This is a genomic window from Bacillus sp. KS1 (assembly GCF_020075515.1).
Classification (GTDB): domain Bacteria; phylum Bacillota; class Bacilli; order Bacillales; family Bacillaceae; genus Bacillus; species Bacillus velezensis.
This window is the reverse complement of the sequence record NZ_JACAWW010000017.1, coordinates 312600-336662: the sequence shown is the minus strand read 5'-3', so window position 1 is coordinate 336662 and position 24063 is coordinate 312600. Positions and strand designations below refer to the sequence as shown.

Here is a 24063-nt window from a genome sequence, read left to right as displayed (position 1 = left end):
AAGGGACGAAGCGAAGTGAAAAAAATCATCATTCTTTTAGCCGCAGCAGTCATGATGTCAGCCGGATGCAGTGCCGACGGGACAGGAGGGAGCGGGGAAACGGTGAAAGAAATCCGGATCGGCATCCAGCAGAGTTTAAGCCCGCTTCTCATTGCCAAGGAAAAAGGCTGGTTTGAAGAGGCCTTCAAAAAAGACGGAATAAAAGTAAAATGGGTCGAATTCCAAAGCGGTCCTCCGCAATTTGAAGGTCTTGCCGCCGATAAGCTTGATTTTTCCCAGGTCGGCAATTCACCGGTCATTTCCGGTCAGGCGGCGGGAATTGATTTTAAAGAGATCGGGCTGTCTCAGGACGGGTTAAAGGCAAACGGCATTCTCGTAAACAAGGGCAGCGGGATTCAGAGCCTGAAAGAATTGAAAGGTAAAAAAATCGCCGTAGCCAAAGGCAGCAGCGGCTTTGATTTTCTCTATAAAGCTTTAGATAAAGCGGGGCTTTCCGCCGATGACGTCACCATCATCCAGCTTCAGCCCGATGAGGCGGTTTCCGCTTTTGAAAACAAATCAGTTGACGCATGGTCCATTTGGGAGCCGTATTTGTCGATTGAAACGCTGCAGCACGGGGCGGAAATATTGGCGAACGGAGAAAGCACAGATTTATATTCTCCCGGTTTCACATTAGTCAGAACGGGATTTTCCAAAGAACACCCGGATGAGGTTGTCCGTTTTCTGAAAGTGTTCAATAAAGCAGTTACATGGCAAAAGGAACACAAAGATAAAGCCGTCTCCTTATATGCGAAAATCAAACATCTTGATCCGAAAGTCGTCAGAAACGTGCTTAACAATACTGAGCCTCTCAATGAACCGATCGATGATGATATTGTCAAAGCCCAGCAGGAAACCGCTGATTTTCAATATCGAACAAAAGCGATTCATAAGAAAATTCATGTAAAAGACGTTGTCGACAATTCATTTATTAAAAAAGCGCTTGAAACGGGGGATGGCAAGTAATGAAAGCAGAAGCATCAACGGCTGCCGGCGCAATAAGCCAATCAGAAAAGAAAGCTCTGGCAAGATCCCGGAAGTATTCATACCAATGGGTGAAGGGGGTTGTACTCCCGACTGCGGTCATCGCAGTATGGCAGTTTATCGCAAGTCTGGGCATCGTCTCGGCCGCGGTGCTCCCGTCGCCTGTCGTCATCTTGCAGACGTTTCAGGAACTTCTTCTTTCAGGTGAGCTTTGGGGTCATTTAGAGATCAGTTTATACCGGGCGGCTGCCGGATTTCTGCTTGGCGCGGGCCTCGGACTTGTTTTCGGGCTGCTGGTCGGTTTTTCAAAGCGGACGGAAGCATACCTTGATCCGTCTCTGCAAATGCTCAGAACGGTTCCGCACTTGGCCGTGACTCCTCTGTTCATTTTGTGGTTCGGATTTGATGAGACATCCAAAATTCTGCTGATCGCATTGGGGGCTTTTTTTCCCGTATACATTAATACGTTTCTCGGAATCCGCAGTGTGGACGCGAAGCTGTTTGACGTCGCGCGGGTGCTGGAATTTAATTGGTATCAGCAGATGACGAAATTAATTCTTCCGGCATCTCTCCCGAATATCCTGCTCGGCATCAGGCTCTCCCTAGGCATTGCGTGGCTCGGTCTCGTGGTGGCGGAACTGATGGGATCGAGCGAGGGCGTCGGTTATATGATTATGGATGCCAGACAATTTTCACAGACAAATAAGGTGTTTGTCGGCATTATCATTTTTGCGGCTGTCGGCAAGCTGACAGATGCATTGGTCAGAATGCTCGAACGGAAACTATTAAAATGGCGGAACAGTTATGAAGGGTAACCTATTAAAAAAGGAGAGATTCATATGGAGATTCTTTGGTTTATTCCGACGCATGGTGACGGCCGGTATTTAGGGACGCAAACGGGAGGGAGAACGGCGGATCATCTTTATTTTAAGCAAGTGGCACAGGCGGCGGACAGACTCGGGTATACGGGGGTTCTGCTGCCGACGGGGAGATCATGCGAAGACCCGTGGCTGACGGCTGCCGCTTTAGCGGGGGAAACGAGTGACTTGAAATTTTTAGTGGCGGTCCGTCCGGGACTGATGCAGCCGTCTGTCGCCGCGAGAATGGCGTCGACAATGGACCGGCTGTCAGACGGCCGTTTGCTCGTAAATGTCGTAGCGGGCGGAGATCCTTATGAACTGGCGGGAGACGGTATGTTTATCAGCCACGATGAACGTTATAAGGCGACTGAAGAATTTTTAACCGTCTGGCGCGGACTCATGCGGGGCGAAACGGTAACATATGAAGGGGACCATATCAAGGTGGAAAACAGCAACCTCCTGTTTCCGCCAAAACAGTCTCCGCATCCGCCATTATATTTCGGCGGTTCATCACAGGCGGGAATTGAGGCTGCTGCGAAACATACAGATGTCTATTTAACATGGGGAGAGCCGCCGGAGCAGGTAAAAGAAAAGATTGAAACCGTTAAAAAACAGGCTGCGAAGGAAGGAAGGACGATGCGTTTTGGCATCAGACTTCACGTGATTGTCAGGGAGACTGAGGAAGAGGCATGGGAAGCGGCTGAACGATTAATCAGTCATTTAGACGAAGAGACAATTGCGAAAGCGCAGGCTGCGCTCCGGCGCGCTGATTCATCGGGACAAAAACGGATGGCCGATCTTCATAACGGTGACCGCTCGAAGCTTGAGATCAGCCCGAATCTCTGGGCCGGCATCGGACTGGTCAGAGGCGGAGCGGGCACGGCGCTTGTCGGTGATCCGCAGACTGTCGCTGATCGAATTTTAGAGTATCAGGCACTCGGCATTGAGTCGTTTATCTTTTCAGGCTATCCGCATCTGGAAGAAGCTTATTATCTGGCTGAACTCGTGTTTCCGCTTCTGCCGTTTCAGAATGAGCGGACTAAAAAGCTTGAGCGCAGATTGGGTGAAGCAATGGGAAACGACCATTTTGCAAGAGGAAATAAAGCGACAGTCTGATGACGTCGCAAGGCGGATAATTGACGGCGGGCGCTTTCTGCGGTTTCATTTCCGGGGAAATGCCGGCAGTGAAGGCGGGTATTCACCCGCCTTTTTAAGCGCTTAGCTTGCACGATACTCATATGGATGATATGATACAAAACGTAATTATTACGATTTGTTAGGAGTGCTGAAATGGCAAAAAAATCAAAAGTGATCAAAGAGCTCAAGCGGCAGAAGCTTGTTGAACGATATGCGGACATCCGAAGAGAATTAAAGGCAAAAGGAGACTGGGAAGCGTTGAGCAAACTGCCGCGTGATTCTGCTCCGGCCAGGCTTCATAACCGCTGTACGGTGACGGGGCGGCCCCGCGGATATATGAGAAAATTTAAACTGTCCAGAATCGCATTCAGGGAGCTGGCCCATAAAGGCCGGATTCCCGGGGTGAAAAAAGCGAGCTGGTAATGTAAAAAACTCCGGATCTGTCATGAACCGGAGTTTTTGCCGTGCTTATGAAAAGTGAAAACATAAGCCAAATGCTGAATCATCATCAGAATGAAAATCAAAAGAATCGGAAAAAAAGGTAGATGCGGCTGAATCAGCGGATAAAACAAAAGCAGAACGGCTGCGGCCGGCAATGAGAAGTAAACGGCGATATACGAGGAACGGCAAGCTTTAGCCGTCATCATTCGTTCTCTTTCATCCTGTTCCTCAAATTCATCGGGTACAAGCCTGTGCTTTTTGCCGTTTCGTTTTTTCTTTTCGGCATAGATATACAATGCGGCACAAACGGTAAACAGCAGAAACGGAGTGATATTCAGCTCAAATGAACCGCTCCCCTCCGTTTGGAAAAACTGAGCGATCCGCGGCGCCGCTTCCATAAAGGAAATAAGCGTCCAGCAGGCCAATCCGTAGAGTGCAAGGTGAAAACACGCTTTTCTTTTCAAACTCATTTTTTCTCCTCCTCCAGCCAGAAAACTTCCTCCATCGGCAGGGAGAAAGCCCGGCAGATGTTAAGCGCCAATAAAAGTGAAGGCACATAATCTCCTTTTTCAATCGCTGCAATCGTCTGTCTGGTGGCTCCAGCTTCTTTTCCGAGCGTTTCCTGAGAATAGCCGAATCTGGCTCTCAGCTCTTTTACTTTATTTTTCATCATCAGGCGTACCTCAAGTTTTCTTCTTTTTCATATTGTATGAGATTCTTAACAAAATGTAAACCCAACTTAACATATGGACAAAAAAAGAATTTTTTTCGACAAATTTTTTAACATTCCCTTGACGAAAAAAAAATAAACATGTAACATTAGAAACATCAAATCGCTACTAACAAAAAAGAACTTTGATGCGGGTGTAGTTTAGTGGTAAAACCTCAGCCTTCCAAGCTGATGTCGTGAGTTCGATTCTCATCACCCGCTCCATACATACGTTATTAACGCAGTGTTTCGTTTCTCTGATAAACGAAGTATTGCGTTTTTTTATGTGAAAAAAGACACGAAAGGCGTGTCTTTTTATGAAAGCCAAGAGACGGTATGCGTGCCTCCGTGAATTTGTTCAAACATTTTTGTTAAGGATGATAGCAGCTCATCCGCCGCGTCGGCATGAAATGAAGGCGGGAAAAAGATCAGCTGCAGCATTTTCTTTGTGCCGGTTGTTACAGGGCGGGTGTTGATATGTCCGGTGAAGTCGCCGAAAACGCCGTCCGGGCCGGAGAAGGACAGTACGCTTTCTTTTTCTCCGATCGTAATTGAAATCGGTTCATCTATTTCTGCGGAATCATACGCCATGATAGGCAATGAATATTTCAAGGAGAAAAAAAGTATGGTATCATGGGCTGAATTCACACTTTCAATGAATTGTTCCCGGGAAATATCGCCGAGCATAAGCTCCATCGGCGTTTTTTGTCCTGAAAAGGCGGGACTGAGCTGTTCCATCAAACGCGCCCACTCTCTTACAAAAGGCTGCTCATCTATACCGCCGTCAGCATAATCAAAGTAAAGAGATTCTTGAAATAAACGGAGGCGGCCTTTCAGCATTTGCGGAGCAGGCCCGACTTCGATCTGTTCATATAAGACGGCTGCCGCTTTGATCCCCGGCACCCGTTCAGCAATAAGTGGATCTAAACTGATGTTCAAGTGTGTTCACTCCATTTCGGGATGATAAAACTCTATTATACCTGTGCGGGAGCCTGATCACAAAGAAAGGAGGCTGTGCAAAAAATGAATATTCATAAACTGAAAGAGGAATTAATCGAATACGCCAAAAGCATCGGAGTCGACAAAATCGGGTTTACGACGGCTGATACGTTCGACAGTCTGCGGGACCGGCTGATTCTTCAGGAATCACTCGGCTATTTATCCGGTTTTGAAGAGCCGGATATTGAAAAACGGGTCACTCCGTCTTTGCTTCTCCCGAAAGCCAAATCGATTGTCGCCATCGCCCTTGCTTATCCTTCCAAAATGAAAGATGCGCCGAGGAGCACGAGGGACGGGCGGCGCGGCATTTTTTGCAGAGCTTCCTGGGGGAAGGATTATCATGACGTGCTGCGCGAAAAGCTTGATCTGCTGGAGAATTTTCTCCAAAGCAAACATGAGGATATCCGCACAAAGTCAATGGTGGATACAGGGGAATTGTCTGACAGGGCCGTGGCTGAACGGGCGGGAATCGGCTTCAGCGCCAAAAACTGCATGATCACCACGCCTGAATACGGTTCTTACGTCTATCTGGCTGAAATGATCACCAATCTGCCCTTTGAACCGGATGTGCCGATTGAAGATATGTGCGGTACGTGCACAAAATGTTTAGACGCGTGTCCGACCGGCGCACTCGTCAATCCCGGACAGCTTAACGCCCAGCGCTGTATTTCGTTCCTGACCCAGACAAAGGGATTTTTGCCGGATGAGTTCCGCACGAAAATCGGAAACCGTCTGTATGGCTGTGACACGTGCCAGACGGTCTGTCCGATTAATAAGGGGAAAGATTTTCATCTTCATCCGCAGATGGAGCCTGATCCGGAGATCGCAAAGCCGCTGTTAAAGCCGCTTTTGACCATAAGCAACCGTGAATTCAAAGAAAAATTCGGACATGTATCGGGATCATGGCGCGGCAAGAAGCCGATTCAGCGGAATGCCATTTTAGCATTGGCCCACTTCAAAGATGCCTCGTCTCTTCCGGAATTAACGGCCTTGATGCACCAAGATCCGCGTCCCGTCATCAGGGGTACGGCCGCCTGGGCCATCGGGAAAATCGGTGACCCTGATTATGCGGGGGAATTAGAAAAAGCGCTTCAAAAGGAGCAGGATGAGGAAGCCATACGGGAAATCGAAAAGGGACTGGAGCTGTTATCGGTTTCTGATAAGACTAAAACCGGCCGGTCCTGACATATGTATAGAGAAAAAGCACTTGGCCGGAGTTCAAGTGTTTTTTCTTTATAAAACAGTATGGTGGGTGGAGCGCTTGAAGCATATTATTGAAGATTTAGCGGAGGCCCGGCTTCATTATTTAATAAACGGAACCGAGATGAGGCACAATGGGCAGCCCGGCGATCTTGAGGTCCTGACGAGAAAAAAAGAGCTTTTTGAAAAACGGAAAGTTGACATCGTGAAAGCGAAGGCAAAAGCCGTCATTGTCAAAAGCAGCCTTGAGGACGACGGCACGTTATGCGTCATGTACACGATTCATTTCGAATATTTGTGCAAGGAGCATGACGGACACCTTTACTTAGAAGAGCAGATTGAGGAACGGACTGCATTTCTCTATGATCAGCTGTTGATTAAAGACCGGGAAGTAAAGAAAAAACCGGCGGGATTTTCTGACGGAAACAGCGTAATTGAATATGAGCGGAGTGAACGGGAAGATTTCGGGCGGGCGTTTCAATACGACCGTCTGGCTGCCGTGCAGTACGCGGAGAAGTTTTGGAATAAACGAAATCCCGCTTATAAAAATTTCAGCGATAATTGCACCAATTTTATTTCCCAATGTTTACATGCCGGAAAAGCACCGATGCGGGGGCATCCGAACAGAGGCTCAGGCTGGTGGATGAAGGCAAGCTCGTGGAGCTACAGCTGGACGGTCGCGCATTCGATGAAGATGTATCTGGCCCAATCCAAGGCCGGGCTTCGCGCGGTGCAGGTGTCAAGAGCTGAAGAACTGATGCCCGGAGATATCATTTGCTATGATTTTGAAGGAGACGGCCGTTTTAATCATACGACGATCGTGGTCGCGAAAGATAAAAGCAATATGCCGCTTGTCAATGCCCAAACGTATGACAGCAGAATGAGATATTGGTCATATGAGGATTCAACGGCGTATACTCCTTCCATCAGATATGCGTTTTTTCATATTACGGATGATACGACAAAAGAGTAATTAATGATATAATGGTGGGCGGAATAAAAAACAGAGGTGAACATCGTGGCATTACATGTCGTTTTATATCAACCCGAAATCCCGGCCAATACGGGAAATATCGCACGTACTTGTGCGGCAACAGACACAACGCTTCATTTGATCCGCCCGCTCGGATTCTCAACCGATGATAAAATGCTGAAGCGCGCCGGACTCGATTATTGGGAGTTCGTCAACGTCGTATATCATGATTCATTGGAAGAGTTATTTGAGGCATATGAGAACGGAAAGTTTTTCTTCATTACAAAATTCGGCCAAAAGCCGCACACATCATTTGATTACTCAAATACGGAGGAAGACTTTTTCTTCGTATTCGGCAGAGAAACGAGCGGACTTCCGAAAGAATTGATCGAAAACAATATGGACCGCTGCCTGCGTCTGCCGATGACCGAGCATGTGAGATCATTAAACCTGTCCAACACGGCCGCGATTCTTGTATATGAAGCGCTGCGCCAGCAAAATTACAGAGATTTGACGTGAGAAAAAACGCCCGCATCCGGGCGTTTTTTTTATTGAATAAAAAGGACGGACAGCAGCGGTTCACGGCATTTTTATATTTCCAGGCTTAACAACGTAACAGTGTTATGTTACAATACATTCATCGAAGGAGCTGGATTCATGGAGGAACAACTGATTTCTAAAAAAGAATTGCTGGAAGAAACATCAATTTCATACGGGCAGCTGTACCGCTGGAAACGGAAAAATTTAATCCCTGAAGAATGGTTTATCCGAAAATCAACATTTACAGGCCAGGAAACATTTTTTCCGAGAGCGGAAATATTAAAACGCATCTCAAAAATACAGAAAATGAAAGAAAATCTGTCTTTGGATGAAATGAGAGAAATGCTGTCTCCGCAAATGACTGATGTCAATATAACGTCTGCGGAACTGCTTCAAAAGGGACTGATTTCAAAAGCCGCGCTGCAAGTTTATGGCGAAGACGGCGTGACATTCACGTCCCGCGCGCTGCTGTCTTTATATGTGCTTGAAGGGCTTTTGCAATCGGGCAATATCAGCCTTGAGGAAGGAAAATTGGCGGCAGGGGTGCTGAAAACGTATGAGGCTTCCGAGCTGAAAGCAAATACGGAGCTTGTCATGCTCCGAAAGCTTGGCGTAACGACGTGCTTCATCGCAGACGCGGAATATATTTTATTTGAACCGACTGTCAAAGTGGTTGAACGGGTGGCGCTTGCTGCGGCATCGGAAGAATTAAAAACGAAATGGATGCAGGAGGACCATCAATGGAAGTAACAGATAAATTAATCATCAACGGTTCAGGAAGTTCAAAAGGAGGCCGTTTTCATACAGTGGAGATCAACGGAAGCGGCACGGTGTCAGGTGATGTGGAGTGCGCGAGCTTTTTGTTTAACGGCAGCGGAAAAACAGACGGACATGTCAAGACGCAAACGCTGACGATCAGCGGTTCGGGGAAAATTTCCGGCAGTGCCGAAGCTGAATCCATCCGTATCAACGGAACGGGTGTCATTAAAGGTGATGTCAAAACGGAGCGGCTGAACGTCGCGGGATTTTCATCTTTCGGCGGCGGTGTGAAAGCTGATGATATTTTCATATCCGGGAAAGCCGGGATTGAAGGCGATTGCGAGACAGAGACGTTCCGTTCGGAAGGCAAATGCAAGATCGGCGGCCTGCTGAATGCCGATGAAGTCAGTATTAAGCTGGCGGCGGGAGAAAGCCATGTGAAAGAGATCGGCTGCCGTCATTTGAAAGTGATGAGCAGAAAGAGCGTGCTCACGCGTTTTAAGCTGATGCCGGCCCCGGTGCTGACAGCGGAGCTGATTGAAGGTGACATCATTGAATTGGCGGACACGAACGCGAAGACAGTCCGCGGAAATCATGTGCAGATCGGCGCAGGCTGCACCATTGGGACTGTGGAATACAGCGGCGATTTTACATGTGATCCTTCCGCTTTGGTTAACAAAGTCGTGAAACGATAGGAGGAGCTGCGATGGAAACGACAAAAAAATTGAGTCATTTAAAAATGTACGGAGCCGGACACGCCTCCGGCGGGTCCTACCAAAATGTAAGCATTAAAGGGGAAGGAACTGTCGGCGAAGGACTTCAAAGCGAACGCTGCCGGATATTCGGTACGGGACTTTTTCTCGGAGATGCCGAGATCAACAGGCTGAAAATTTTCGGAGAGCATGAAGTTGCAGGAGATTTATCAGCACGTTCAGCAAATGTGATGGGCACATTGAAAGTCGGCGGCTCCATGCGTTTCGCCACGATGAGGCTGAAAGGACTTGCTGAAATTGGCGGCGGGGCCGCGGGAGAGCAGTGTCATATAAAAGGAAGTCTCACAGTCGGCGGCGATTGCGAGACGGAGCTGCTTCATGTAACAGGATGTATCAATGTGGCGGGGTTGTTAAACGCGGGGGACTTAAACATCCATTTGCGTTATGACCGAAGCAGCGTGAAAGAAATCGGCGGCACATCGATCACCGTCAGACGGAAACCCGGTTTTCTTAAACGGAAAGCCGGCGCGCTTTCTGCTGAATTGATCGAAGGAGACGCAATTTACCTCGAATACACGGAAGCGGACATCGTCAGAGGAAAGCATGTGGAAATCGGCCCGGGCTGCAAAATCGGAAAAATCGAGTATCAAACAAGCTGCAAATCTCATGAAAAATCAACTGTCCAAGAACATATTCAAATATGAAACATTGTTATGTTGTACAGGAAAGGGTGCTCTTTATGAAGAGCACCCTTTTGCCGTTATTTGTTTTCAGGTTTGCTGTCGTAACCCGCCGTAAAAATGGATACTAAAAAAGTGAGAATGACCCCAAGTAAAATGATCGTTTTCATCATTTCTCCTCCTCTTTGCTTTTCCATTTGATGTCCGAGTCTGGATGAAACTGTATTCTTTCATTATGAACGGTGCACCGGACCCTTGTCAATGACGGCCTTATAACGTCTTTATTTTTAAGAAACGAAAAGCATGTATTATCACGTCACCGCATAGATTGTAACAAAGTACCTTATTTCTAGTGCATTAACCATGATAGAGGAGGTTCTTATGGATATATTAAAGAAAATTGAAAAGTACAGAGAGGAAGAGCAGCGTCTCAAATGGGAAGGGACGTTCGCTGATTATTTGGAGATCATAAAAGAAAATCCATTGGTCGCGCAGTCTGCTCATTCTCGCGTTTTTAATATGATAAAAGACAGCGGAATCGAGGAGGATGACGGTAAAAAGACATACAGCTTTTTCTCGCGGGAGCTGTTCGGCCTTGAGGAATCTCTGGAACGGCTCGTGGAGGAATACTTTCACCCGGCTGCCAAGCGGCTCGATGTAAGAAAACGGATTTTACTATTGATGGGACCCGTCAGCGGCGGAAAGTCAACTCTTGTCACCATGCTGAAAAAAGGGCTTGAAGCCTACTCATTGACAGACAACGGCGCTGTTTACGCCATTAAAGGCTGCCCGATGCATGAAGATCCTCTCCATCTCATTCCCCATCATCTGCGCGACGACTTCTACAGAGAATACGGCATCAGAATTGAGGGCAGCCTTTCTCCGCTTAATGTCATGCGGCTTGAAGAAGAATACGGCGGCAGAATTGAGGATGTTAAAGTTGAACGTATATTCTTCTCGGAGGATAAACGTACCGGAATCGGAACCTTCAGCCCGTCTGATCCGAAATCACAGGATATCGCCGATTTGACGGGGAGCATTGATTTTTCGACGATTGCCGAATACGGTTCGGAATCAGATCCGCGCGCTTATCGGTTTGACGGTGAATTAAATAAAGCGAACCGCGGAATGATGGAATTTCAGGAAATGCTGAAATGCGATGAAAAATTTCTGTGGCACCTTCTGTCACTCACGCAGGAAGGGAATTTCAAAGCCGGACGGTTTGCGCTCATCTCAGCCGACGAATTGGTTGTTGCGCATACGAACGAAACGGAGTACCGCTCGTTTATTGCCAATAAGAAAAACGAAGCCCTTCACTCCAGGATCATCGTGATGCCTGTTCCTTATAATTTAAAGGTGTCAGAGGAAGAACGGATTTATGAAAAAATGATTTCTGAAAGTGATGTTTCTGACGTACACATCGCCCCCCATACATTAAAAGTGGCTGCGATGTTTTCTATTTTGACCCGGCTGAAGGAACCGAACCGCTCTGATATTGATCTCGTCAAAAAAATGAGGCTCTATGACGGAGAAAGCGTTGAAGGTTACAATTCCGTTGATCTGGAGGATATGAAGAAGGAATTCCATGATGAAGGAATGAGCGGAATCGACCCGCGCTATGTCATCAACCGCATTTCCTCAACGATTATCAGAAAAAATATGGAATCCATCAATTCGCTTGACGTGCTGCGTTCCTTAAAAGAAGGACTCGACCAGCATCCGTCCATCTCCGCCGAGGACAAAGAGCGGTATATGAATTTTATTTCCGCCGCCAGGAAAGAGTACGATGACATCGCCAAAAAGGAAGTGCAGAAGGCGTTCGTTTATTCATATGAAGAATCCGCGAAAACTCTCATGGACAATTATTTAGATAATGTGGAAGCGTACTGCAATAAAAATAAGCTTCGCGATCCGCTGACGGGTGAAGAAATGAATCCTGACGAAAAACTGATGAGATCCATTGAAGAGCAGATCGGCATTTCAGAAAACGCCAAAAAAGCGTTCCGCGAAGAAATCTTAATCCGCATATCCGCCTATGCAAGAAAAGGAAAACGCTTTGACTATAATTCGCACGAAAGACTCCGCGAAGCGATTCAGAAAAAGCTGTTCGCAGACTTAAAAGATGTAGTGAAAATTACGACCTCCACCAAAACGCCGGATGAACAGCAGCTTAAAAAGGTCAATGAGGTAGTGGCAAGGTTAATAGATGAACACGGCTATAATTCGACTAGCGCTAATGAACTGCTGAAGTATGTCGGAAGCTTGTTAAACCGCTGATATTTGATTTCATTGAGAGGCCCGTCTGTAAAAGGACGGGTTCTTTTGTCTGTTTTTCGCAATTGTTTGTCAATTGGAGAGTCCGGCCGGCATAAGATAAAAATAAATCTTTTCGCCGGACTTGTTTCATAAACAGGACCAAGCCGGAATACACATGTAAAACGACCATAACGGTTAAGGAGGGGAATTCATGTCCCGTAATGACAGCGGAAATTTTTTGATTTCAGAGGAAGACTGGTCCCTCCATCGCAAAGGCTTTGACGACCAGCAGCGCCACCAAAAGAAAGTGCAGGAAGCGATAAAAAACAACCTTCCGGACCTTGTCACTGAGGAAAGCATTATTATGTCCAACGGAAAAGATGTTGTGAAAATCCCGATTCGTTCGCTTGATGAATATAAAATCCGTTATAACTATGATAAAAATAAACATGTCGGCCAAGGCGACGGCGACAGCGAAGTCGGCGATATCGTCGCAAGAGACGGCGCAGATAAAAAGCAGGGTGCCGGAAAAGGCCAGGGAGCAGGCGATCAGGCAGGCGAGGATTATTATGAAGCGGAAGTTTCATTGATGGATCTGGAAGAAGCGCTGTTTCAGGAATTAGAACTGCCGAATCTGCAGCAAAAGGAAAGGGACAATATCGTCCATACCGATATCGAGTTCAATGATATCCGGAAAACCGGGCTGACAGGGAATATCGATAAGAAAAGGACGATGCTGTCGGCCTATAAACGAAACGCCATGACAGGCAAGCCGTCGTTTTACCCTATTTATCCGGAAGATCTGAAATACAAAACATGGAATGATGTGACGAAGCCGGAATCGAAAGCTGTCGTTTTAGCCATGATGGATACAAGCGGTTCGATGGGCGTATGGGAAAAGTATATGGCGAGGAGCTTCTTTTTTTGGATGACACGATTTTTACGGACAAAGTATGAAACGGTTGATATCGAATTTATCGCCCACCATACGGAAGCGAAGGTTGTGTCGGAAGAAGATTTTTTCTCGAAAGGCGAGAGCGGAGGCACCATCTGTTCCTCCGTTTACCGGAAGTCTCTTGAATTAATTGATGAAAAATATGACCCCGCCCGCTACAACATCTATCCGTTTCATTTTTCAGACGGAGATAACCTGACTTCGGATAACGCCCGGTGCGTAAAGCTCGTCAATGACATCATGAAAAAATCGAATCTGTTCTGTTACGGTGAGGTCAATCAATATAACAGGCATTCCACCCTCATGTCCGCCTATAAAAATGTCAAAGATGATAAATTTAAATACTACATCCTGAAACAGAAATCGGACGTATTTCAAGCGCTGAAAAGCTTTTTTAAAAATGAGGAAGCCGGTATAAGCAAAGCATCGTATTAAATATAAAGCCGAGTGAAGAATCGTGCGGCCGCGGTTCTTCACCCGGCTTTTTTAAATTAAAAATAAAGAGAAAAAACGGCATAAAAAAAATCCTTAAAAAATGAAACTTTTCTCTTTACAAATCTTCTTTCATTTATTAATATTTTATCTTGTGAACTATTATTAAGGGAATGAGGTGAAAATACGGTGATTGAATCAGAGCTCGCTTTGCTCAGTTTTGAACAACTGTTTGATACTTCCAGATCGATTTACAAAAAGCAGAAAATGATTCTGGAGACAGTGCTTGAACCATTTGATATTACAGTGCTGCAGTATCTGCTGATGTTCAAAATACATAAGAGCAAAAGCACGCAGCTTTCAAGGCTGGCTTTGTCGCTTGATCTGAAACCGGCGTCTGTCACGAGAATGACCGATATTCTGTATAAGCGCCGCCTAATGGTTCGGAGCGACTATCACGACGACCGGCGTGTTGTTATGATTCAGTTAACCGAAGAGGGGGAAGAACTTCTAAAGAAAGCTGCTGTTCAATATGCCGAAAAAGCGGCGGTCTTATACCGGCAGCTCAATACCGCTGAACTGCAGTACCTGCGCAAGCTTGCGGAAAGTTTAACGAAGCTTGCAAACGGCTGTGCAGTGAAAAACGGAAAATAAAAAAATCCCCACATATTTTTATCATCATTCCACAAAATGATAGAGGAAGAAACGAAAGGAGAAAACAAAATGAACAGAGGACGTTTAATTCTGACCAACATTATCGGTTTGATTGTTGTTCTTGCAATTATAGGCGGAGGTGCTTACTACTATTATCAAAGCACACACTATGTAAAAACCGATGAAGCAAAAGTTGCCGGCGACATGGCGGCTATCACAGCTCCTGCTGCGGGTAAAGTAACTGACTGGAATCTTGATGAGGGGAAAGAAGTAAGCAAAAACGACGTTGTTGCAAAAATCAAAGGACAGCAAAATGCTGACGTAAAAGCCATCATGGATGGAACAATCGTGAAAAACGAAGTGAAAAACGGCCAAATGGTGCAAGCCGGTACGACAATTGCCCAAGAAATTGACATGAAACACCTTTACATCACTGCAAACATTAAAGAAACAGACATTAGAGACATTGAAGTAGGAAACAAAGTAGACGTAATTGTTGACGGCGACCCTAATACAACATTTGACGGAACAGTAGAAGAAATCGGTTATGCGACAAATTCAACATTTGATATGCTGCCTTCTTCAAACTCAAGCGGCAACTACACAAAAGTAACGCAAAAAGTTCCTGTTAAAATTTCACTCAGCAACCCATCTGACAAGGTGCTTCCTGGTATGAACGCATCTGTAAAAATCTCTGAATAATACAGATCAGTCATCAAACCATGAAGGGAGGTTGTCTTAGGTGGCTAAATCAGATAATCAAGTAAAAAGTCCTAAAACATTGCTTATTGTGCTTATGGCCGGGTTATTCCTGGCGATCTTGAACCAAACGCTTCTTAACGTGGCGATGCCGCACTTAATGACCGAGTTCGGTGTGAGTGCGACGACGATTCAGTGGCTTACGACCGGATACATGCTGGTCAACGGTGTTTTGATTCCGTTATCTGCGTTCTTAATTACCCGGTTCGGACAGAGAAGCCTCTTTCTCGTAGCCATGTTCTGTTTTACAGCGGGAACGTTAGTCTGCGGAATTGCGCCTAACTTCTCAACCATGCTGATCGGCCGGTTAATTCAGGCGGTCGGCGGCGGTATCCTGCAGCCGCTGGTCATGACAACCATTCTGCTTATCTTCCCGCCTGAAAGCAGGGGGAAAGGAATGGGGATTTTCGGTCTTGCGATGATGTTTGCTCCGGCGGTCGGACCGACTCTTTCCGGCTGGATCATCGAGCATTACACATGGCGCATTATGTTCTACGGCCTTGTTCCGATCGGGGCAATCGTTATTATCATAGCGTTCTTCCTCTTTAAGAACTTGGTGGAACCGCAAAAAATCAAACTCGACAGCTTGGGTGCGATTCTATCCATTGTCGGATTTGCCTCATTGCTTTACGGAGTCAGTGAAGCGGGCAGCGACGGCTGGGGAGATCCGATCGTGCTGTCTACCGTCATCGTCGGTGTCATCGCGATTGCCGCGTTTGTCATTCAGCAATTGCGCTCTGAAAAACCGATGCTCGACTTCCGGGTATTTAAATATGATATTTTCTCACTTTCCAGTGTGATTAACATCATTATTACCGTTGCGCTTTACACAGGAATGTTCCTGCTTCCGATTTACCTGCAGAACTTAGTCGGCTTTACGGCGCTGCAATCGGGTCTCTTGCTATTGCCGGGCGCGATTGTCATGCTGATCATGTCGCCGATTTCCGGTATTCTGTTTGACAAAATCGGTCCGAGACCGCTTGCGATTATCGGGCTGGTCATCACGGTCGCAACGACATTTCAGTATACAAAATTGACAATTGACACACCTTACACGCACATTATGCTTGTCTATGCCATCCGCGCATTCGGTATGTCACTGTTAATGATGCCTGTTATGACAGCCGGAATGAACCAGCTTCCGGCACGATTGAACAGCCACGGCACGGCGATGAGCAACACGCTCCGCCAGATCAGCGGTTCAATCGGAACAAGTTTGATCACAACGATTTATACGAACCGTACGACAATGCACTATTCGCAGATTGCGGATAAAACGAGCACGGCTGATCCAAGCTTCATGCAGTCGTTCCAAAGCGCGGTTTCGAATTTAATGGTCAACATGAACATGTCGCTTGATGCGGCGAAACAAACCGTTTATTCTTATCTCTACAAAACAGCTTCACTTAATTCCAACGTTATGGGGATTAATGACGCGTTTATGTGGGCGACGATCTTTGCGGTTATCGGCGTAGTCCTGAGCCTGTTCTTGCGTGACGTACGGAAAGACAAACAGCGGGCGAAGAAAAAAGAGGAGCTGTCATTGCTTCCTGCCCCTAAAGAAGTGAAGGAATCTTAATCATCTGAATGGGAGGTTTCCTGAATGAAAATTTACGTAGTGTACGATAGTGAAGGCGAACATACAAAACACCTTGCTGAAGCCATTGCCGAAGGAGCACGAGAAAACGCTGAGGCTGAAGTCCTGATCGACCATGTCGATCAAGCAGACATCCGCAAGCTGAAAGACATGGATGCCATTATCTGGGGATGTCCGGGACACTTTGGCACCATCAGTTCAGGCTTAAAAGCGTGGATCGACAGACTCGGCTATCTGTGGGCTGAAGGCGAGCTGATTGATAAAGTCGGCGCCGTATTCTGTACGACGGCGACAACACATGGCGGATTAGAAATGACAATGCACAATCTGATCACTCCTATGTTTCACCAAGGCATGATTGTTGTCGGACTTCCCGGCAACGTTCCTGAAAACGCGCTGTACGGCTCTTACTACGGCGCGGGCGTCACATGCCCGGTTGACAGCGATGTGCTGATGACGGAAGAAGGCCTTCAATTAGGCCGTGCGCTTGGCAGACGTGTCAGCCAAGTCACAGGTAATCTAACTGCCGGACGACAGTAAGGAGAGGGTTATATGGCCATTATTATAGCGGTTATTGCTGCTGTCATTGTGATTGCACTTCTTATCACATTCAATGTCCGCAGCACTTCTGCAGGACAGGATGTCAAAGAAGAAAAGAGAGAAGCGATCGGCACTACAGCCGAACAGCCGGAAAAGCATGATCCGGCCGAGGAGCGCTCAGCCGAGCATGCTCCCGTCGTTGTAAAATCTGAATCTCCCCGTGAGAAAAAGAATACAATGGGCGATGATGTGTACCGTCAGGCGCTTCAGAAGTTTAAGACTTCTGAGACGGATCAGGAACCAAACGATCCTGATAGCGGCGGCAAAATGCAGGATAGCAGCTATCGTGATGCGCTGCTCTCCTTAAAAAACAAAAAGAAGTAATTGAAAAGGCAAATCTGCGTAATAGCGGATTTGTCTTTTTTTATTGAAGATATTGTAATACATGATGATCTAGTGTACTATGTTACTCATACACTTGATCCGAATGGAGAGAGCAAGAATGACATCGTTTTTAGGTTTGCTGAAAAAAGATGCGAAGGTTTCATGGATTTGGCTCGCGGTGTGGCTTTGCGGCATGATTTGCTGGGCGTTTGCAGCCCACGTCATCGCTGTCCGTCAGAAAGAACCGCTCGTCATTTTCGGCTTTTTTGCGGCAATGGGGTTTTTTCAATTTCTTGTAGCGCCGCTTTTTATGTATTATCACCTTCATAAAGAAGGAAAAAACCAGCTGTGGCTTTACAATCCGAATGGGGGATTTTATCTGCTGGCTTCCAAACTGACGGCCTCACTGCTGTATCAGTTGATCGGGCAGCTGGCGCTGACCGGCTACGGCATTTGGATGTACCGGATGCTTTCTGCAAAAGGAGCGCTGGAACACACCATTCCCCTGGCCGGCACATTAACCGGACTGAATGCTTACCTGCTGATCAGTTCAGCGTACTTATCTGTGATCGTGGCCGTATTTTGGACTGTTTTTCACTCATTAAAACATGTTCCCGTCCTCCGTTGGGTGATCTGCATCGTGCTTGCGTTTGTCTGGACCTATATTGACGATAAAATCATTACGCCTTTCACTTCATCTCAACATGATTTATGGCCGGTAAAAGTGTATGCGAATTTTGATTTTCATTATACAAAATTGACTGGATGGACGATGGAGCTGAAAGCCGTCCACATTTCGCTTTTCAGTTTCCTGGCAGTGATCGTGCTTGCGGCGCTCTGTCTCGCGCTGGCCTCTATGCTGCTGAATCGAAAGGTTGAGGTGTAATGATGGAGAATGAATTTCAGTCATCCAAGCCGATTTATCTGCAGATTGCCGATCGTGTATATTACCGGCTGATCCGAAGTGAGCTTTCACCGGGGGACAAACTGCCGTCCGTAAGGGAGATGGCCGTACAGATGAAAGTGAACCCGAACACGATACAAAGAACGTACAGTGAAATGGAAAGGCTGGGGATCGTGGAGACGAGAAGAGGACAGGGAACCTTTATAGCGGAAAGATCCGATCTGAAAGCGGAGCTGAAAGACAGGCTGACAAAAGACGTTTTCAAACGCTTTATTCAGGAAATGGCGGAGCTGGGGTTATCTCCTGAGGAAATGCTCGACGGGATCAAACGATATGCGGAGGAAGCAAACGATGAAGCTTGATTTTGAACGCGTAACAAAAAAATACGGCCGCAGGCTCGCGGTCAGCGATGTATCATTTTCATTGTCTCCGGGTAAAATCTACGGAATTTTAGGGCCGAACGGAAGCGGTAAATCAACAACGCTTAAAATGCTTGCCGGGCTTGCGTTCCCGACATCGGGCGCCGTCCGGATGGGAGGCTGCGCAGTAAGCAGGAACATGCTGTTTCGTACAGCATATTTAACCGAACATGATATGTTTTCCGCCCGGACGACCGTCGGTGATATGCTCACATTTTATCATTCGCAATTCCCGGATTTTCAGCTGGAAAAAGCACATAACCTATTAACGGAAATGAATCTTTCAGCGAAGCAGAAGATAAAAGAGCTGTCCAAAGGCAGCCGGGGCAGGCTGAAAATCGTTTTGGCCCTGTCGAGAAAAGCATCCGTCATTCTGCTGGATGAGCCGTTTTCAGGTCTTGATCCGGCGGTCAGAGAGTCGATTGTCAACAGTCTCGTATCTTATATTGATTTTGACAGTCAGATCGTCGTCATCGCCACACATGAGATCGGCGAGATTGAGACGCTGTTAGACGAAGTGATGGTTTTCATAAAAGGGGAAATCGCTGAACGGCGCGAGGTCGAAGAAATTCGGGAACAGGAAGGAATGTCCGTGCTGCAATGGTACAGAAGCGTCATGCAGGCGCACGAAATAGAAGGGGGATTCTAATTGGAAACGGTATTAGAACTGCAACAGGTAAAGAAAACGATAAAAGGACGAACGATTATTCATGATCTGAGCTTCTCCGTCCGGGCGGGCGAAGTGTTTGGATTTTTAGGGCCGAACGGAGCGGGGAAAACCACTACGATCAGAATGATGGTCGGATTAATGAAACTGTCTCAGGGAGACATCGTAATCTGCGGAGAATCCATTACGAAAAACTATGCAAAAGCGGTCAGGCACGTCGGAGCCATCGTGGAAAACCCGGAGCTGTACAAATTCCTGAGCGGCTATAAAAATTTACAGCAGTACGCAAGGATGGTAAAAGGCGTTACGAAAGAAAAAATAGATGAGGTCATCGAGCTCGTCGGGTTGCAGGATAGAATACATGACAAAGTAAAAACCTACTCTCTCGGAATGAGACAGCGTCTCGGCCTCGCCCAAAGCCTGCTGCATAATCCTAAAGTGCTGATTCTGGATGAACCGACAAACGGCCTTGATCCCGCGGGCATCAGGGAAATCAGGGACCATCTGAAAAAGCTGACACGTGAAAAAGGAATGGCTGTCATCGTCTCAAGCCACCTTCTGTCAGAAATGGAGCTAATGTGCGACCGAATCGGCATTTTGCAAAAAGGGGAGCTTGTCGATATTCAAAAAGTAAGGGATGAAGGAAAAGAGGATAAAGATACATACTTCTTCCATATTGAACAAAGAGAAGAGGCTCTTGCCGTTCTGAGTCAGTTTGACTGTGTGAAGAAGACAGACGGCATTGAAATCAAGCTGTCAAAACAGGAAGTGCCTGATGTGATATCACTGCTCGTCCGTGAAAACATCCGCTTATATGAAGTGAAAATCATGACAAAATCTTTGGAAGACCGTTTCTTGGAGATTACCGGCGGGACGAAAGAGGAGGTTCAATATGTTTAAGCTGATCTATAATGAATGGATAAAAATTTTCAGCCGCGTCGGCACGTGGGCTATGATTGTAATTTTAGGCGTTTCGATGATCGGTTTTGCGCTTCTGTCAAACCATTTCACCTCCAGCGAAGCCAATCCGAATTGGAAACAGGAGCTTCAGGCCGAAAACAAAGAAATGAAACAGCAGATGAAGGAAACCGGAAACCAGACGCTCATTGATAACCTGAAACAGAATGTCGCGATAAATCAATACCGTATGGATCATAACATCCCCGAGGATACAGGGTACACAGTGTGGTCATACGTAGCTGATTCTTCGATGATGACTGTTTTGACCGGGCTGTTTACGATTATCATTGCCGCAGGCATCGTGGCGAATGAGTTCAACTGGGGGACGATCAAGCTGCTGGCTATCCGTCCGCTCAGCCGTTTTCAGATTTTGCTATCTAAATATATGACGGTGCTGCTGTTCGGACTGCTGATGCTTGTGATTTTATTTGCCGGCTCCGCTCTGCTGGGATTGGTCTTTTTCGGTACAGGCGGAGATACTGCGGCTGATGTTCATCTCGTATACAAAGACGGCCATGTTTTTGAGCAAAATATCATCGCTTTCCTCGCTAAAACATATGTCTATGAATCTGTCTCCGCTTTTATGCTTGCGACGATGGCGTTTATGCTGTCTGCGGTATTCCGGAACAGCTCATTAGCGGTCGGATTTTCTATTTTTCTATTGGTTATGGGGAACACGGCGACGGTATTTCTTGCTGCGAAATTTGAATGGACCAAATATATTTTATTTGCGAACACGGATTTGTCGCAATATATGAACGGGACTCCTTTAGTTGAGGGGATGACGATGACATTTTCGGTTGTGATGCTTGTGATTTACTTCGTTATTTTTCTAGCGCTTGCATTCGGCGTCTTTTTAAAACGCGATATTGCCACCTGATATAAAAAAGCTGTTTTGCCTTTGCAAAACAGCTTTTCGTTTTAGATGAAAAAAACCTGCCGGCGTACACCGGCAGGTTTTTTAAACAATTTATGCTTTTGTTACGTTAGCAGCTTGTGGTCCGCGGTTTCCTTCAACGATTTCGAAAGAAACAGATTGGCCTTCTTCTAAAGTTTTGAAGCCTTCGCCTTGAATAGCAGAGAAGTGAACGAATACATCGTCTTGACCTTCTACTTCGATGAATCCGAATCCTTTTTCAGAGTTGAACCATTTTACTTTACCTTCTAACATGAAATTTCCTCCTAAAGCGACATAACGCTTAAATTCACTATTCTTGCTCTAAAACAAACTTCCAAGACGAAAACTCTTACAAAACTTTCTTCTTAAAGATAGTTCGAACAAAAATAATTACCTTTACTCTACCAGTAATTCGAAGAAAAAACAACTGCTAAATGTAACTTTTTTCGAAATAACATGTTTTAAGAGGAGAACGCTCTGATACGGAAATCTGATTTGAGACTAGAACAGCCCATTTTCAGCTGATAAAAACAGCTTTACAGCCTCTTAAGGAAGCAATTGACAACCCTTTTTTAAATCGGTATTGTATGTAATCATGAGCCCGAATATCATGGTGCAGCCTCTGTACATAAAAATAGATAGGGAGTAGGTCAACTTGAACCTGCGGCTTATAAACAGTCTGTTTCTTTTCATTTTGATCATATCACTTACTTCATGCCATTATCCTGACGGGAACCGGAGAATTACTATCGGAATCAATGAATCTGATCAATCGATCTGGGAGTTTGTCGCGAAAAAAGCCGGTGAGGAAGGATTGCAGCTTTCTTTGGTAACGTTTTCGGATTATGCCGAGGCCGATTTGGCGCTTGCCGGCGGGGATCTCGACGCCAATGCGTTTCAATCCGTTTCTTATTTTCAATCTTTGCCGCCTCATGTGAAAAAGAAGCTGGCTCCTTTAGGAACGACATATGCGGCATCGCTGGGGGTGTATTCCAAGCAACATAAACGGCTGAAGGATATACCGGACGGAGCGGTCATTGCCGTGCCTGGTGAAGCGGCGGACTTCGGAAGGGCGCTTTTTCTCATGCAGGAGGCCGGACTGATGACATTGAAAAAGGGATTCACCGGTACGGGTTCAACTGATATGATCAAGGACAACCCGAAGCATCTGACCTTAAAAACGGAAACAAAAAAGAACGCATATCAGGCGGCGGAACATGCTGACGCAGCAGTTCTCAGTCAAAGCGAGGCGAAAAAAGCAGGATTTCATGCGGAGAAGGACGCGCTGATCCGATCGGCGCAAATGAAGGAAGCGTATATTCATCTGATCGCCGTCAGGGCTGAGGATAAAGATGATGAACGGATGCAAAAACTCCTGTCTTTGTATCAATCAGATGATACCGCGGCGTTTATTGAAAAAGAATATGAGGGCAGCCTGATTCCTGTTTTCCTGAAAGGCGGCTTTCTCACTGAAAAGAAAGAATGATTTCCTCTTCGGGCGATCATTCTTTTTTTTCAGTGCTGCACACTTGATTGCGCCCTGATGTTTTCGCTTTGTACAGCATCCGGTCCGCGATCAGGGGCAATGTCTGAGGATCCGATGTATTTGTCGGATAATGCGCGATGCCGAGGGAAACGGTCACGGGAATTGTATCTCCGCTCGTCAGCAGAATCGGGTTCGCGTCAATCGTGTGCCTGATTTCTTCTGCGAGGTGAAGCCCTTTTGTATACGTGCAATTGGGCATAAGCACGGCAAATTCTTCGCCGCCGATGCGGGCTGACGGGTCAGAACTGCTGAGTAAGAACCTCAGACGCGTCCCCAGTTCTTTCAGTACTCGATCCCCTTCATAATGGCCGTATTGATCATTGATCTGCTTAAAGTGATCAATATCCAAATAAATAAGCGCGAGCTGAGACGAGGGGGATTGAGACGCCCGATCGTACAGAACGCGCGAGACTTCCTCGAATTTTCTCTTATTAAAAATCCCCGTCAGAAAATCATAATTCGCTTGAAACTTGTATTGCTTGAACAAAAGGCGGGCATCGGCTTCGTGTTTGATGATATACAGCGACAGCATTCCGCCCAAGGTGGAAATAAGCCAATAATAAACGAGGGCCCCGGCAGGCTGTTCAGGCATAAGAAACAGCAGCGTCAGGGTGAAAATAACATTTGAAAAAAGCAGCATAACGAACGCCATTTTGTGATCCGGCTTTTTTCCTCTGAGGACGGCCGCAGAAAGTATCGCAATAACCCCGACGGCGGCGATGGAAAAAATGGCGCTTGTATTGAAATTGATCAGGATACGGCCTGCGACGATAATCGCAAAGGCGGCTGCCGTAGACACCCAGCCTCCGTAAAGAGCGGCGATGATAATGGGGATATTTCTGAGATCAATGATGGAATCGGAGTAAGAAAAGCCGAAAGCAATCAGAAAAACCCCTAAAAGCCCGCAGACCGTCCCCTTCAGTAATTGAAAGATCAGACGGTCTTCTTTATACGAAAGCGACTCTTTAAAAAGAAGGGTGAAGAGATAATTAAATGTAATTAAAATCGTTAAATTAAGAAACAGTTCCTTCAGCATAACAATCACCCTTATATAAGTT

28 protein-coding genes and 1 tRNA gene are annotated in these 24063 nt (G+C 46.4%); 24 read left to right on the top strand and 5 right to left on the bottom strand.

The features are described from left to right. Positions 1 to 15 precede the first annotated feature (15 nt). From HWY38_RS12305 to rpsN, 4 genes are all read left to right on the top strand, one after another. Positions 16 to 1005 carry an aliphatic sulfonate ABC transporter substrate-binding protein gene (locus HWY38_RS12305; protein ID WP_088037042.1) on the top strand — a complete coding sequence of 330 codons (990 nt, stop codon included), beginning with the start codon at positions 16 to 18 and terminating at the stop codon, positions 1003 to 1005. Beyond that, entirely contained in the window at positions 1005 to 1838 is an 834-nt protein-coding gene (locus HWY38_RS12300; RefSeq protein WP_088037043.1) for an ABC transporter permease, read from the top strand. Before HWY38_RS12305 ends, HWY38_RS12300 begins: the two co-directional genes overlap by 1 nt. A 24-nt stretch (positions 1839 to 1862) precedes the next feature. Beyond that, positions 1863 to 2999, top strand: a complete 1137-nt coding sequence (ssuD, locus tag HWY38_RS12295; protein WP_048368061.1) for an FMNH2-dependent alkanesulfonate monooxygenase — start codon at positions 1863 to 1865, stop codon at positions 2997 to 2999. Positions 3000 to 3173: 174 nt separating this feature from the next. Continuing rightward, the gene (rpsN, locus tag HWY38_RS12290; protein WP_038457396.1) at positions 3174 to 3443 is read left to right on the top strand and encodes a 30S ribosomal protein S14; all 270 of its coding nucleotides are present in this window, start codon (positions 3174 to 3176) and stop codon (positions 3441 to 3443) included. Between the two features lie 20 nt (positions 3444 to 3463). On the opposite strand, the gene HWY38_RS12285 is transcribed toward rpsN, so the two are convergent. Both HWY38_RS12285 and HWY38_RS12280 read right to left on the bottom strand, forming a co-directional pair. Beyond that, entirely contained in the window at positions 3464 to 3931 is a 468-nt protein-coding gene (locus HWY38_RS12285) for a hypothetical protein (protein ID WP_012117138.1), read from the bottom strand. Beyond that, positions 3928 to 4131 (bottom strand): helix-turn-helix transcriptional regulator, encoded by a 204-nt coding sequence (locus HWY38_RS12280; protein WP_003155407.1) that lies wholly within the window; start codon positions 4129 to 4131, stop codon positions 3928 to 3930. The genes HWY38_RS12285 and HWY38_RS12280 overlap by 4 nt, the downstream gene beginning before the upstream one ends. A gap of 190 nt (positions 4132 to 4321) precedes the next feature. Between HWY38_RS12280 and HWY38_RS12275 the strand changes: the two genes are divergently transcribed. Next, positions 4322 to 4395 (top strand) — tRNA-Gly (locus HWY38_RS12275). A 90-nt stretch (positions 4396 to 4485) separates the two neighbouring features. Here the strand turns inward: HWY38_RS12275 and HWY38_RS12270 are convergent. Continuing rightward, positions 4486 to 5109 carry a hypothetical protein gene (locus HWY38_RS12270; protein WP_224181933.1) on the bottom strand — a complete coding sequence of 208 codons (624 nt, stop codon included), beginning with the start codon at positions 5107 to 5109 and terminating at the stop codon, positions 4486 to 4488. 84 nt (positions 5110 to 5193) lie between these two features. On the opposite strand from HWY38_RS12270, the gene queG reads away from it, so the two are divergent. From queG to HWY38_RS12180, 18 genes are all read left to right on the top strand, one after another. Continuing rightward, positions 5194 to 6354 carry a tRNA epoxyqueuosine(34) reductase QueG gene (gene queG, locus HWY38_RS12265; RefSeq protein WP_015239452.1) on the top strand — a complete coding sequence of 387 codons (1161 nt, stop codon included), beginning with the start codon at positions 5194 to 5196 and terminating at the stop codon, positions 6352 to 6354. A gap of 76 nt (positions 6355 to 6430) precedes the next feature. Then, positions 6431 to 7342: an amidase domain-containing protein gene (locus tag HWY38_RS12260; protein ID WP_032875156.1), complete on the top strand. Its 912-nt coding sequence runs from the start codon at positions 6431 to 6433 to the stop codon at positions 7340 to 7342. A gap of 36 nt (positions 7343 to 7378) precedes the next feature. Continuing rightward, positions 7379 to 7861: a tRNA (uridine(34)/cytosine(34)/5-carboxymethylaminomethyluridine(34)-2'-O)-methyltransferase TrmL gene (gene trmL / locus HWY38_RS12255; RefSeq protein WP_007610253.1), complete on the top strand. Its 483-nt coding sequence runs from the start codon at positions 7379 to 7381 to the stop codon at positions 7859 to 7861. A gap of 138 nt (positions 7862 to 7999) precedes the next feature. Continuing rightward, complete coding sequence (locus HWY38_RS12250) at positions 8000 to 8632, top strand: YhbD family protein (protein ID WP_224181932.1); 633 nt, start codon at positions 8000 to 8002, stop codon at positions 8630 to 8632. Next, entirely contained in the window at positions 8623 to 9336 is a 714-nt protein-coding gene (locus HWY38_RS12245) for a polymer-forming cytoskeletal protein (RefSeq protein ID WP_263433323.1), read from the top strand. Before HWY38_RS12250 ends, HWY38_RS12245 begins: the two co-directional genes overlap by 10 nt. Positions 9337 to 9347: 11 nt before the next feature. After that, entirely contained in the window at positions 9348 to 10058 is a 711-nt protein-coding gene (locus HWY38_RS12240; RefSeq protein ID WP_224181930.1) for a hypothetical protein, read from the top strand. Positions 10059 to 10415: 357 nt separating this feature from the next. Continuing rightward, the gene (prkA, locus tag HWY38_RS12235; protein ID WP_003155391.1) at positions 10416 to 12311 is read left to right on the top strand and encodes a serine/threonine protein kinase PrkA; all 1896 of its coding nucleotides are present in this window, start codon (positions 10416 to 10418) and stop codon (positions 12309 to 12311) included. 190 nt (positions 12312 to 12501) lie between these two features. Next, entirely contained in the window at positions 12502 to 13680 is a 1179-nt protein-coding gene (gene yhbH, locus HWY38_RS12230; protein WP_003155390.1) for a sporulation protein YhbH, read from the top strand. A 186-nt stretch (positions 13681 to 13866) separates the two neighbouring features. Beyond that, on the top strand, positions 13867 to 14331 hold the full coding sequence (locus HWY38_RS12225) for a MarR family transcriptional regulator (protein WP_003155389.1): 465 nt from the start codon (positions 13867 to 13869) through the stop codon (positions 14329 to 14331). 36 nt (positions 14332 to 14367) lie between these two features. After that, entirely contained in the window at positions 14368 to 15033 is a 666-nt protein-coding gene (locus tag HWY38_RS12220) for an HlyD family secretion protein (RefSeq protein ID WP_007610259.1), read from the top strand. 40 nt (positions 15034 to 15073) lie between these two features. After that, on the top strand, positions 15074 to 16669 hold the full coding sequence (locus HWY38_RS12215) for an MFS transporter (RefSeq protein WP_003155387.1): 1596 nt from the start codon (positions 15074 to 15076) through the stop codon (positions 16667 to 16669). 24 nt (positions 16670 to 16693) lie between these two features. Beyond that, complete coding sequence (locus HWY38_RS12210; RefSeq protein WP_003155386.1) at positions 16694 to 17227, top strand: NAD(P)H-dependent oxidoreductase; 534 nt, start codon at positions 16694 to 16696, stop codon at positions 17225 to 17227. A 12-nt stretch (positions 17228 to 17239) separates the two neighbouring features. Further along, positions 17240 to 17611: a hypothetical protein gene (locus HWY38_RS12205; protein WP_003155385.1), complete on the top strand. Its 372-nt coding sequence runs from the start codon at positions 17240 to 17242 to the stop codon at positions 17609 to 17611. Positions 17612 to 17729: 118 nt separating this feature from the next. Beyond that, on the top strand, positions 17730 to 18497 hold the full coding sequence (locus tag HWY38_RS12200; protein ID WP_224181929.1) for a hypothetical protein: 768 nt from the start codon (positions 17730 to 17732) through the stop codon (positions 18495 to 18497). 2 nt (positions 18498 to 18499) lie between these two features. After that, the gene (locus tag HWY38_RS12195) at positions 18500 to 18877 is read left to right on the top strand and encodes a GntR family transcriptional regulator (protein WP_044801699.1); all 378 of its coding nucleotides are present in this window, start codon (positions 18500 to 18502) and stop codon (positions 18875 to 18877) included. Continuing rightward, complete coding sequence (locus HWY38_RS12190) at positions 18867 to 19583, top strand: ATP-binding cassette domain-containing protein (protein WP_224181928.1); 717 nt, start codon at positions 18867 to 18869, stop codon at positions 19581 to 19583. Before HWY38_RS12195 ends, HWY38_RS12190 begins: the two co-directional genes overlap by 11 nt. Further along, a complete protein-coding gene (locus HWY38_RS12185) occupies positions 19584 to 20501 on the top strand; it encodes an ABC transporter ATP-binding protein (RefSeq protein WP_007610267.1) in 918 nt (305 codons plus the stop codon). Then, a complete protein-coding gene (locus HWY38_RS12180; RefSeq protein ID WP_003155377.1) occupies positions 20494 to 21441 on the top strand; it encodes an ABC transporter permease in 948 nt (315 codons plus the stop codon). The genes HWY38_RS12185 and HWY38_RS12180 overlap by 8 nt, the downstream gene beginning before the upstream one ends. Before the next feature lie 90 nt (positions 21442 to 21531). Here HWY38_RS12180 and cspB read toward each other — a convergent pair whose 3' ends face one another. Next, on the bottom strand, positions 21532 to 21732 hold the full coding sequence (cspB, locus tag HWY38_RS12175) for a cold shock-like protein CspB (RefSeq protein ID WP_003155376.1): 201 nt from the start codon (positions 21730 to 21732) through the stop codon (positions 21532 to 21534). A 382-nt stretch (positions 21733 to 22114) separates the two neighbouring features. Between cspB and HWY38_RS12170 the strand changes: the two genes are divergently transcribed. Next, entirely contained in the window at positions 22115 to 22945 is an 831-nt protein-coding gene (locus HWY38_RS12170) for a MetQ/NlpA family ABC transporter substrate-binding protein (protein ID WP_224181927.1), read from the top strand. A 16-nt stretch (positions 22946 to 22961) separates the two neighbouring features. Here HWY38_RS12170 and HWY38_RS12165 read toward each other — a convergent pair whose 3' ends face one another. Then, a complete protein-coding gene (locus HWY38_RS12165) occupies positions 22962 to 24041 on the bottom strand; it encodes a GGDEF domain-containing protein (protein ID WP_038457408.1) in 1080 nt (359 codons plus the stop codon). Between the last annotated feature and the right edge of the window lie 22 nt (positions 24042 to 24063).